The sequence below is a fragment of the Dysgonomonas mossii DSM 22836 genome, from assembly GCF_000213575.1.
Taxonomy (GTDB): domain Bacteria; phylum Bacteroidota; class Bacteroidia; order Bacteroidales; family Dysgonomonadaceae; genus Dysgonomonas; species Dysgonomonas mossii.
The window spans coordinates 166,797-177,956 of the sequence record NZ_GL892010.1; the positions used below are offsets into that span (position 1 = coordinate 166,797).

An 11,160-nucleotide genomic window follows, 5' to 3' on the forward strand; every position below is an offset into this window, starting at 1 on the left:
ATGCTGAGCTATGAAAGAGCGAATTAAAGAACTTGGTTACTGGCTGGAAGATAAGCTAAAAGACCTCTGTGGGGAAATTACTCCTGATAAGAGACTAACTGTAATTGTCATTATACTTTTATTCTTTACAATACTGAACCTGTATTTCACTTTTACGGCAATCAGTAATTGGGGAAGGGAACTGGAACGCAGGGATCAGCTAAAGATAGAGCATATCAAACAATTGGAACTGGAAAAGACCAAACCGACAGATGCAATATTTGATTCGGATATTCCGGACTCAGATATTGATGTTTCGGATAGTACTAACAATAAAACAGATCAATCATATGGCAGATAAACCAAAACTAAGTGAAGAGCAAAAACAAAAGCTGAAGAAATATGCGATTTTCGCATTGATGGCAATTGTTTGTGCAGGATGTATTTGGCTGATTGTCTCTCCATCGGAGAAAGAAAAAGCCAAAGAGCAGATAGGTATGTGCTTCAATGCCGATATACCTGATCCCAAAGGAGACGGTATCATTGGAGATAAACAAGATGCCTACGAACAGGAACAAATGAAAGAACGTCAGAAAGAGCGGATGCAATCCTTACAGGGTTATGCCGATATGCTGGAAAGTTCCAAAACTGAACAGGTAACCATTAATTTGGATGATGAGCCTCAGCAGGCTATTAAGAAAGAGAAAGCTCCGATTAATAATTCGGTATCGGCCTACAGAGACATCAATCGGACATTGGGAAATTTCTATGAAAAGCCCAAAGACGATCCGGAAAAGGAAGAGATGAAAAAGAAACTCGAAGAACTGGAAGCCAAAATGCAGGATAAGGATAATAAACAGTCGGCTGTCGATGAACAACTGCTCCTGATGGAAAAATCCTATGAGATGGCAGCCAAGTATATGCCACAGACACAATCCGATCCACCATCAAACAATTCCAATTCATTGAAAAGCAAGATTGATAATTATGGGAAAGATAACTCTTCTAAAAATGGAAAGACAATAATCAGCCCAGTTCGTCAGATGCAAAAGAATACGGTTTCATCACTGGTTCAGAATATCAATAACGAAGAGTTGTATCAACTGTATGACCAACCACGAAACACAGGCTTCAATACAATGGACGGAGAAATAGGAGTAAGTAGTAAAAATACCATCTCTGCAGTTATCCACGATGACCAGACGATAATTGATGGACAAACTACCCGTTTGCGACTAACCGAACCATTAGTGGCAGGAACTACTCTTATTCCCGAAAACACGATTCTGACAGGTATTGCCAAAATTCAAGGTGAGCGGTTGGATATACTGATATCCTCTATCGAGTATGATGGGACAATCATTCCTGTAGAAATGGTCACTTACGATACAGATGGACAGAAAGGTATTCATATACCGGGATCACTGGAGATGAATGCAGCCAAAGAAATTGTAGCCAATATGGGAAATAGCGTAGGTACAAGTTTTACGATGACTCAGAGTACAGGAGCACAACTGGCATCCGATCTCAGTAAGGGAGCCATACAGGGTGTATCGGCATATATGCAGAAAAAAATACGACAGGTCAAGGTTACCCTTAAATCGGGCTATCGGATCATGCTGATGCCCAAACAGTAAAGAGTTTGCAACTGAATAAAAACAAGTATTTATTAATCAGAGAAATAAAACAATGAAGAAATATATTATTGCATTAGTATTGGTGCTGACAACAATTGTGGCTCATGCACAGAATGAAACAACGTCAAAAGATATGCAGGAAGATCTGCAACAGGTATTGAAACCTACTTATGGGGATTATTATGAAGGGCTTTCCAAGAAAATAACCTTTGATCGAATGATTCCGCCATATGGTTTAGATGTGACTTTTGAGAAGACCGTGCATGTTATCTTCCCTGCTGCGATTCGGTATGTGGACTTGGGATCAAATAATATTATTGCAGGAAAAGCGGGAAGCTCGGAGAATGTATTACGAATAAAGGCAGCTGTTCGCAGTTTTGAAACCGAGACAAATATGGCTGTAATAACCGAAGAAGGCAGCTACTATACTTTCAATATTAAATATGCCGATGAGCCAGAGAAGCTAAACATTGAAATGAAAGACTTTATGCACGATGGTATAGCCACGAATAGACCTAATAACTCGATGGAGATTTATTTGAAGGAACTCGGTAGTGAATCGCCCCGCATCGTTTATCTGATTAATCGATCCATTTATCAGAACGATAAACGAATTATAAAACATATCGGCTCGAAACGTTTCGGTATCCAGTATCTACTTAAAGGTATTTACAGTCACAATGGACTTTTGTATCTGCATACACAGATCAAAAATTCAACGAATGTTCCTTTTGATGTTGATTTTATCCGATTCAAGATAATCGATAAGAAGATGGTAAAACAGACGGCTGTTCAGGAAACGGTTATCTATCCGCTTCGGGCTTACAATTTCATTTCTCAGGTTGGAGCTAATCAGACAGAACGAACCGTCTTTACCATTGATAAGATAACGATCCCGAATGATAAGCAATTGGTTATTGAACTCTTTGAAAAGAACGGTGGACGCAATCAAACCTTTGTCATAGAGAACGATGACCTGATACGGGCAGAGCAGATTAATGAGCTAAAGATTAAATAAGGTCAGGGTCATTGACTCTTTTATTACACACGAATACAATAACAAAATGTATAGATATAAAATAGCTTTAATATTCATATTGAGCGTTGTCCTTATTGGGCAGGCTCATGCCCAACGTTACTTACCCGGACAAAAGGGTATTCAGGTAACAGGTGGTTTTGTGGATGGATTTAATCCGGAAAAGAAAGACGGACAGGCATTCTTTTCCAGCATTGCTTTATCTACTTATACCAAGAATGGCAACCGATGGACTTTCGGTGGTGAATATCTGCAAAAGTCTTATGAGTATAAAGATAAGCTGATACCCATATCTCAAATAACAGCCGAAGGTGGTTATTATCTGAAATTCTTATCTGATCCAGGTAAAACAGTATTCTTCTCAGTGGGGCTTTCCGCTGTTACAGGTTATGAAACGATTAATTGGGGTAAAGAGCTGCTCTCTGATGGGGCAAGCATCACAACAGAGGATAATTTCTTATATGGCGGTGCGGTCAGCTTTGAGATAGAAACGTACCTGACTGATCGGCTTGTGTTACTGCTCAATGCACGGGAGCGGGTATTGCTCGGATCGGATATAAATAAATTCCACACGCAAATAGGTATGGGAATTAAGATAATTATCAATTAGATAAATCGGTCAAAACCATCAGCATATTTGGTAGGAAGAAATTCGATGATATCATATGTTGCAACCTTATTGATATAGAACGGATCGGCTTTCATAATTTCCAAAGCAAGCTCTTTTGTTGCAGCTCTGCACAGGATAACTCCTCCGGTACGGGGGTCTTGTCGTCCTGAAGCGATGAAATAGCCTTCTTTATAATTTATATCCAGGTAAGTGCGGTGCATACCCAGATACTTTTCAACCTCACTAAGTGGTTTCTGATAGGTTAGAACGAAAATAAACATAACATTCAAATTTGAAACAAAAGTAAACAATAGAAATAGACATGAGAAGAATAGCATCATATATAATTTACACGATACTGATTGCATGTATCGCATGTGCCTGTAGCGACGATATTGATATTCGCCAAGGTTATGAATTCAAGGTTACTCACTTACCTGTGCCGAAAAAGTTAAAGGTTGGAGAGACTGCTGAGATTCGCTGTCAGTTGGAACGGTCTGTCAGATACGATAATGCGAAATATTATCTGCGGTATTTTCAACCGGATGGTAAAGGGGAATTAAGAATGGATGATGGAACGGTATTTTTACCGAATGATACTTACGAACTGAATAAAGAAACGTTTCGGCTATATTATACTTCTAAGTCGGAAGATCAGCAGGTGATTGATATTTACTTTGAGGATAATTATCAGAATACTTATCAGCTTTCATTTTCATTTAATAATGATAATTCGGAAGGAGACAAAGAATGATGACAATGATGGTTATTTCATATGTGTTCACTTGGATAAATATTATTCATTCGTTGGTGACGGCTAAAAGTGATGTTGAATTATGGGGCAAAGAAATGGAATAGTTGCTGTATCTAAAAAATAAAGAAAGCTGGAGAATATAAATTCTCTGGCTTTTTTGTATTTTTATTACAAATAACAATTAGATGAGTTCAAGATGAATTGGGTAAATGTCTTTGAAAATATAGGCTTCTTTGCAGTTGGTGCCACAGGTATCTCTGGAATTATTATTTATCTGTTTAAAAAGATATTTGAGCAACAGATATCCTTATATAAAGAAAAAAGTATTTACCGCTTTTCTAAGGTATATACAGATAGGCTTGATATCATACGTGAAGTATATCGGAGATTAGTAAAAGCAGAATACTCCATTGAAATTCTCATGAGACCTATTACTATTGGAGAAAGAAAACCAGAAGAAGAGTTGGAAAATGAAGCTTATCGTGATTACACTTCTCTATTTCAATATTACCAAGAAAATGAAATAATCTTTGAAGATGATACTATTACCCTTATAAATGATATTAAAAATCGGTTTGATAAGGTTTGGAAATCCTATAATTCCATGAAATTTATGGAAACAGCAAGAGGCAGTGAGCCTTGGGCCAAATCAATAGAAAACTCGATCTCTGTATATGACGAGGAAATAATCAATGAAATTCCAAAATTAAAAAAGCTCCTGAAAAAGCAATTTCAGAAAGAGTTTGATTTATTACAGGCGTAATTGAATATTTATGAGTATGCTAAGTAAGGGAGGAAAAGGATATTGCATAATGTGCGCAGAAATCATCCCTCAGAATATAGATGATGTTTTTTGTTGTAAATGTAGAAGTCAATATAGTTACCTAATGAATAAAGGGTGCTATTGTCATATCTGTGGACAAAAAGGTTTATCTAGCCACGTTTATCCCTACTGTATGGAGTGCAAAGGACTTGATAGAGAGGGGTTAGATGCAAAAAGTGATATTTACAAGAAATGGCTGGCAAAATATAGTCTAGCTCCTATTGGTAACTTAAAGCCATTATGGGCATATATACCTGAGAAAAACGATATTGTATATAATGCAGATATAATAAAACTAATAGAAGTAACCAATTTGGGAAGATGCTTTGATTTGAATAATATTTTCAAGGATGATGTCCGAAGTAATAGTCGAATCCTGAATATCTTGGAAAGATGGAATAGAAGGTTAGATGTTGATCCTCCCACAATAATAAGAAATAACGACTCTTATATATTTAAGGATGGTCGCCACCGAACCATTGCTGCTTATTACTTACAAACCAAAACAATACCTGTGTTCTTAAAGAAGTAATGGTATTTTATCTTTATATTAAAAATTTAAGCATGAATAGAATTATAATCATTGGTAATGGATTTGATAGGGCACACAATCTAAAAACAGGATATCGAGAGTTTATAGATGATTATTGGAGTAATTTCACTAATCAAATAATAGATCAAATTGGATTAACATATGGCATTGATACGGTAATTAGACCTTATTCGGATGGCTACGTGCGTATTGAAGTGAAAAGTAGGAATGAGACTTCAATCTCTGATAAGAAATCTGTTTTTCTGTGTGAGGATGAAAATCCTTATAATAATTTACTTCGACTAATTGAAGAATACCACGAAATGTTTAAAACAAAAAGAATTATTGTACATTTCGAGAATAAGTTTTTTGAACATATAACCACTCAATGCTACTTAACAAGCTGGTTAGATATTGAAAACGAGTATTATGATACGTTGAAAAAGCTTCTTTCGGAGGAAGACCGGATAAAACGAAATGAAAAGGTTATTAAGCTAAATGAAGAATTCTCTGCTATCACAAAACTGTTGGAGGAGTATTTGATAAGTATCGTTGAAAACGAAAAAATACAAAAACATGAATCTATACAGAAAGCTTTTTCAAGCTTGATTGAAATTGAAGATGTTGCAACATCTAAACGAAAGGAATTTGTTAATTCTATCTTTTCTGATATTTACCGTTTTGACAATCCTATGGAATTCGAAGAGGATAAGAAGAATGATCCTCAATATAATTTATGTAATACTGAAGATGAATCCCAAATATATTTCATTGAAAAAAAATTAAAAGAAATTCTTTCAAGGAACGTTATTGCCTTCCAAATACATTATTATTAAACTTTAATTATACGAAAACGGCAGAAATGCTATACACAAACGATGAAGCATATTATGAATTTATCAATATTCATGGAGAATTAAACTGCAACAAGAATCCCATAATATTTGGATATGGTGATGAACTAGATAATAGCTACTCAGAGATAGAAAAATTACAGGATAACCATTTTTTGGAGAATATTAAATCTATAAAATACCATCAGACACGAAATTACAGAACCCTGTTAAAGTTTATTGAATCTGGGATATATCAGGTTTTTGTTATGGGGCATTCATGCGGAAATTCAGACAGGACTTTATTAAATACCCTGTTTGAACATAATAATTGTGTGTCTCTCAAGGTTTATTACAGGCAGTTTAAAAATGGTTCCGATGATTATAGTAATTTAATAAGGAATATATCACGTAATTTTAATGATAAACACAAAATGCGTGACATAGTTGTAAATTGGGAGGATTCTTTGCCATTGGTTCCTAGCAAAGAAGTAATATAATTGATAATCTATATACTTATAAATTAATCTCTTTTGTTATTTGTTAAAATATGGAAGCATCTCAATCATTGCGTAGACCATCTAATTGGCAAGATTTCGAATCCCTTTGTAAAAAACTTTGGGGTGAAATATGGATGTGTCCCGAAATTAAGAAAAACGGTAGGGCTGGACAAAATCAGAATGGTGTTGATATATATGGAGTCCCTTTTAGTGAGATTGGTTATTATGGTATCCAATGTAAAGGGAAAGATGAATATACAAATAAGCAGTTCGATGAAAAAGAAATTATTGAAGAAATTACAAAAGCTAAAGAGTTCTTGCCTCCTCTAAGAAAGTTGTATTTTGCCACAACTGCTGTGAAAGATGCTAAAATAGAAGAGTTTATTAGAATGAAAAATATAGAGCATCAAAGTAAAGGTCTTTTTGAAATTCATCTTTTTTCATGGGAAGACATTGTAGAATTAATTGATGAAAATAAAGCGACTCATGATTGGTATATCAAAAATCAAAAGTTCAAATCAAATAAGAGTATCGCGATCTCTTTTGAAAATGGTTCAAAAGAAATAATTCTATCTCCAAAGTTTAAAACAACAACAACTTACTATAGAGATAAAGCAGTTTTTGATGAATTTCAGAATTCTTCATATGCAAAGAATCTCATAATCCCAATGCAACAAGCTCTCAAGTTGAGAAATGCAATTTCTCCTATGCAATTTGCCTCTAGTTTAACATATAGTGAGTGTGAAATTAACCTAAGCTATGCAAGTATACGTTTATTGATTCATAATACTGGAAGTGAAACAATAGAAGATTATAAATTATATTTCAATTTTGGTGCAGTTTTACAAGATTTACAGGACACAAATAGAAAAAACATCATCGGATTAAATACTGATATTTTCAAAAAGTCAAATACATTATTGTCATCGGATTCCATGTCTGGAAAAATGATTCCGCATAACCCAATTTTGGTTGGGGATGACATTGATCGTTCAGATAATATTTATATCAAGCCTTTATCGCAAGAGTATACTATTCCTCTTATATGGAAGCTAATTGCCCGTGATTTTAAGGAGGAGGGAGAATTAACAATCATAGTTAAGCCTAAAATTGAAATTGAATATAAAACTATATTAGTTGATGATCCTATCCAAGCTCGAGTAGAGAAAGGAGAAATAGAGGATGTCATAATAAGAAAATAGATTTTCACTTTGGTCTTTTGCTTCTTTTCTTCCGTTCAGATGTAATAGCTAAGACTTAATCTGACAGTTGGGCAAATTTATCAGATTTGTATATTTGGGTTTTCTAAGCCATAATTTTTTGGAATAGGAAGATAATTTGAGGGGGAAAGCATTTCGAAACAATGAAACATTTTGTGATTCCTTTCTATAATGGTTGTTATTATTCCAAAGTTAAGTCACTTAATTGGCTTAGGCTAATTCCTGATTTATAAAGATATCCCATTACTGAGTGTCCTGTTGGTTTATATAAATCAAAATTTTGATATTGAGCAAGATAGGATGTCGCGTAGGTGAATTGATCCTTTTTATCACGACCAGGAAACAAAGATGTAAAACCCAGGTATCCTCTAAATTTCGAATGATCTAAAGAAGTATCTGTATCACTTTTTGCAGGTTTAGTATCTTCAACGGCATTAACTAAAATAACTTGCCCTTTTATTGTTTTACCTTCTGTTGTTTTACCTTCTGTTGAATATACTAAACCGAATAATTCTTTAAGTTTTCCTATTGATTGAGCTTCTTTTTCATCTGTAGTTTTACCTGACATAGGAAAAAGTCCATCAAATTTCTCATCACTCTCTGAACTGCTAAAATCATCAATATTGAGAACAATAGTTGTATATCCTTTTTCTTGTGCAGTATCAATAATTGAAGGTTTCTGTTGTTGTCTTATAGCCAAAAGTTCAAGAGCTCCACTGAAATTTGTCCCATTTGCAGATTTATTTGCGGTTCCAACTGCTAAATACAATAAAACGCTTTTCTCACCATCTATTGCTTCTCGTACTCTTATAATTAATTGATCAATTCTTGTACATAATTTCGCATCAGCTTCAACGCTGATTCCTTTGTTAAAACCACCTGGTTCTCTTGGGATTTCTGTACCTTTAAGTGTCCAATCATCAAATTGGATAGGTTTTGATGTCGGATTAGAAATTGTTTCTTCTTTTAACTGGGTACTATCCTCGCTTTGTAGAGAGGTAGTATCATCTGGAATTTCGCTTAGGGCAACTATTTTACTTTCGGCTCCTTCTGTTGTGATATAATTGATTATTATTTCGATAATTCCCTGCTTTTTATTAGCATTCAGAGACGAATCTTCAAGAATTTCTTTCTCGACAATTTCTTTGACTCCTAATAGTCCAATCTTTTCTTTGTAATACTTTAAAATATCCTTATTTACAGGAGGATCTAATGTCAATGTATCTTCTTTTACCCACCAACTGATTAATTTACTATATATTAACCTCTTAGATAAACCTTTCGAGTCTCTTATTTCATTTTCAGAAAAAGGGTTGTCTAATGTAGAATCTGGTTTCGATGATGATATTCCAGTATTTCTTAATTCTTCAGCAGATTCATCTATTTGAAGAGATTCAGAGTATATATATGGTAACATACCATTTTTATCACCCTTCTTATATGCACTATTTGTTTCACCTGAAAGAAACCCATCGGCATGTCCTATTTCGTGAGCAAGTAAAATTTCAGGTGGATTTATTTCAAATCCATTTTTCGTGTAACAAATCATTTTTTCTTCCGAATTCCAACTGACCGTACTCATTCCATCTGTAGAAGATGCTTTATCTGTTTCTTGTATTATGGTTTGCATGCCCCATTCTGCGTATTCTGCGCTGTCTAAACTTGCAATTCTTCTCCGGAATAACTTAGCGGCAGGGGTCTCTCCAATAGAAATGAACTCCTCAATTCTATCCAAGTATGCATCTTCCATTTCAAGAGTTTCTTCACCTTGTATTATGCCTTTCCAATTCTCATCCAGAAGAATATTTATTTGATATAAGACTTTTGCAATATATTCAGGTGAGCCTGAAATTTGGATTTGTCTTTGAAGAGTGCTGTTTGCAATATTGCCATAAGATAAACTATCGTTTTTTTGCATTTGTGTTGTATTAGCTTGAATTCCCATCACATCAGCCTCCTTCTCCAATCCCTCATTATCATTCACATTTACTCCATGCAATTGCACAGTGGGTTGTACCCGCCCTTGCTTTTGCTGTACTACATGCCATGCCTCATGAGGTAAGTGCTGTTCCTGTCCTGGTGCAACATGAATATCCGTTCCTTGTGCATAAGCGAGGGCTTGCAATTGTGCAGGCTTAGATGAATTGTAATGTACCTGCACATCATCCATGCTATAACCCGAAAGGTTTTCTATACCAGTTTTCAGGTTGTCGGGAAGCCCCGTGTTATTTGGCTTTTCCTCTCGCTGCATAGATTTTTGTTCCCTTGTAGGAACAGATTCAAACTTTCCTTGCAATAGCTCGTCTTCGTCTATTTTTTCACGCTGTGCTGTCTCAAGTTTGGCTTGTATCAATTCTTCATCCTCTTCATATCGCTGTATATTTCGTTCTTTATATCGTTGAAGAATCACATCAATAGGCGCTTGTCTGGATGCTTTGGGATTACTATCCAGTGTACGAGATTGACTTTCGGATTTCTTTGAATATTCTCTCATGATGATTTGATTTTGAAGATATTACCAAAGATAACACTTAATCACGAAGTTTTATTTCGCAATCAGGTAAATCATATCAATCATCCTCAATGGATAGACAGTTTCTATATTATTAGCTTATCATTATCAAAAGTCAATCTAACAAGTAAATAAGTTAATTAGCTATATATCAATGATGATAAATTGTACACTTCGGATAAAAATATACTTTGGATAATAATGTACTGCCATTGAGTAAACTTCATCATCGGTGAAGCCATTACAACCGCTTTTTTTTACTTCGTTTAAAATGTAAGTACAACATTATGCGTAGCTATACATTATGTTTAGATAACAGCTTTTCTCTTTTTAAAAATCCTATATTACAATCAATTAGAGGATTTGCTTAACGCTTTTTCTTTACATAATAAATTTCATCCGCTCGTCTTTGTATTGACTGGCGAACGGATGAAATAAGATTTTTATCGGAAGCTCATCAACTCTTCAAGTAATCCCTTGTCCTTTTCCCATAGATTTTCCGATTCAATATTGGGGCTTAGTCGTAAATAAGCTCTTTCTATTGCCTCTCTTTTTTGCTTTGAGTCTGAACGTGCATATATTTCTGTTGTCATAACAGAAGAATGTCCAAGAATATCCCTTATATGATGGAGTATAACTCCGGCTTGAAGCAAATGCATTGCTTTTGTGTGCCGAAGTGTATGGCAGCTTATATGTCCTGTGAAAAATGCAGGATTTTCTTTTC

At 34.8% G+C, this 11,160-nt stretch carries 13 protein-coding genes and 1 pseudogene; 10 read left to right on the forward strand and 4 right to left on the reverse strand.

What is annotated here, in order from left to right:
• Positions 1-10 precede the first annotated feature (10 nt).
• The 4 genes from HMPREF9456_RS14585 to HMPREF9456_RS14600 are packed head-to-tail and all read left to right on the forward strand — an operon-like array spanning position 11 to position 3,262.
• Complete coding sequence (locus tag HMPREF9456_RS14585) at positions 11-340, forward strand: TraL conjugative transposon family protein (protein ID WP_006844322.1); 330 nt, start codon at positions 11-13, stop codon at positions 338-340.
• Entirely contained in the window at positions 330-1,616 is a 1,287-nt protein-coding gene (traM, locus tag HMPREF9456_RS14590) for a conjugative transposon protein TraM (RefSeq protein ID WP_006844323.1), read from the forward strand. Before HMPREF9456_RS14585 ends, traM begins: the two co-directional genes overlap by 11 nt.
• A 52-nt stretch (positions 1,617-1,668) precedes the next feature.
• Positions 1,669-2,634, forward strand: a complete 966-nt coding sequence (gene traN / locus HMPREF9456_RS14595; protein ID WP_006844324.1) for a conjugative transposon protein TraN — start codon at positions 1,669-1,671, stop codon at positions 2,632-2,634.
• A gap of 46 nt (positions 2,635-2,680) precedes the next feature.
• Positions 2,681-3,262, forward strand: a complete 582-nt coding sequence (locus HMPREF9456_RS14600; protein WP_006844325.1) for a conjugal transfer protein TraO — start codon at positions 2,681-2,683, stop codon at positions 3,260-3,262.
• Here the strand turns inward: HMPREF9456_RS14600 and HMPREF9456_RS14605 are convergent.
• A complete protein-coding gene (locus HMPREF9456_RS14605; protein WP_006844326.1) occupies positions 3,259-3,543 on the reverse strand; it encodes a YciI family protein in 285 nt (94 codons plus the stop codon). The genes HMPREF9456_RS14600 and HMPREF9456_RS14605 overlap by 4 nt on opposite strands.
• Before the next feature lie 41 nt (positions 3,544-3,584).
• On the opposite strand from HMPREF9456_RS14605, the gene HMPREF9456_RS14610 reads away from it, so the two are divergent.
• The 6 genes from HMPREF9456_RS14610 (at position 3,585) to HMPREF9456_RS14635 (ending at position 7,906) form a co-directional block, all read left to right on the forward strand.
• The gene (locus HMPREF9456_RS14610; protein ID WP_006844327.1) at positions 3,585-4,016 is read left to right on the forward strand and encodes a DUF3872 domain-containing protein; all 432 of its coding nucleotides are present in this window, start codon (positions 3,585-3,587) and stop codon (positions 4,014-4,016) included.
• Positions 4,017-4,212: 196 nt separating this feature from the next.
• On the forward strand, positions 4,213-4,779 hold the full coding sequence (locus HMPREF9456_RS14615; RefSeq protein ID WP_006844329.1) for a hypothetical protein: 567 nt from the start codon (positions 4,213-4,215) through the stop codon (positions 4,777-4,779).
• A 193-nt stretch (positions 4,780-4,972) separates the two neighbouring features.
• Positions 4,973-5,371, forward strand: a complete 399-nt coding sequence (locus HMPREF9456_RS14620; protein ID WP_018075071.1) for a hypothetical protein — start codon at positions 4,973-4,975, stop codon at positions 5,369-5,371.
• A gap of 32 nt (positions 5,372-5,403) precedes the next feature.
• Entirely contained in the window at positions 5,404-6,207 is an 804-nt protein-coding gene (locus HMPREF9456_RS17625; RefSeq protein WP_006844331.1) for an AbiH family protein, read from the forward strand.
• A complete protein-coding gene (locus HMPREF9456_RS17630) occupies positions 6,153-6,704 on the forward strand; it encodes an AbiH family protein (protein ID WP_081462095.1) in 552 nt (183 codons plus the stop codon). Before HMPREF9456_RS17625 ends, HMPREF9456_RS17630 begins: the two co-directional genes overlap by 55 nt.
• A gap of 50 nt (positions 6,705-6,754) precedes the next feature.
• Positions 6,755-7,906 carry a hypothetical protein gene (locus HMPREF9456_RS14635; protein WP_006844333.1) on the forward strand — a complete coding sequence of 384 codons (1,152 nt, stop codon included), beginning with the start codon at positions 6,755-6,757 and terminating at the stop codon, positions 7,904-7,906.
• A 199-nt stretch (positions 7,907-8,105) separates the two neighbouring features.
• Here HMPREF9456_RS14635 and HMPREF9456_RS14640 read toward each other — a convergent pair whose 3' ends face one another.
• From HMPREF9456_RS14640 to HMPREF9456_RS14645, 3 genes and pseudogenes are all read right to left on the reverse strand, one after another.
• The gene (locus HMPREF9456_RS14640) at positions 8,106-10,418 is read right to left on the reverse strand and encodes an eCIS core domain-containing protein (protein ID WP_006844334.1); all 2,313 of its coding nucleotides are present in this window, start codon (positions 10,416-10,418) and stop codon (positions 8,106-8,108) included.
• Positions 10,419-10,631: 213 nt separating this feature from the next.
• Positions 10,632-10,721 (reverse strand): annotated as a pseudogene (locus HMPREF9456_RS17110) (Cas9 inhibitor AcrIIA9 family protein); the annotation flags it as partial.
• 158 nt (positions 10,722-10,879) lie between these two features.
• A partial coding sequence (locus HMPREF9456_RS14645) for a tyrosine-type recombinase/integrase (protein ID WP_006844335.1) occupies positions 10,880-11,160 on the reverse strand: 281 nt, incomplete at its 5' end.